This window comes from Shewanella sp. AC91-MNA-CIBAN-0169, assembly GCF_040310165.1.
Classification (GTDB): domain Bacteria; phylum Pseudomonadota; class Gammaproteobacteria; order Enterobacterales; family Shewanellaceae; genus Shewanella.
Genome location: NZ_JBEOPM010000218.1, coordinates 1 through 230 on the forward strand (window position 1 = coordinate 1; position 230 = coordinate 230).

The 230-nt window shown below is 46.1% G+C and carries 1 protein-coding gene; it reads right to left on the reverse strand.

What is annotated here, in order from left to right; genetic code table 11:
* Nucleotides 1-230: helix-turn-helix domain-containing protein (locus tag AAEY98_RS22740; protein WP_351019920.1), on the reverse strand; the 230-nt coding region annotated here is incomplete at both ends.

Here is a 230-nt window from a genome sequence, read left to right on the forward strand (position 1 = left end):
TAAAAGCACTGTGATCGCTGTAGCCGCAGTTCAACGATATCTGAGTCACTGACACCTCATGACGAGCCAATAACTTCACCGCATACTCCAAGCGCAGCTTTTGCACAAACTGTAATGGCGACATATTCAGTACGGCCTTAAAGGTGCGCTCTAGCTGCGATACGCTTAAATTAGCCAAGTCAGCCAATTGGGCGATATTCATTTTTTGATCAAGATGCGCTCGTACAAAC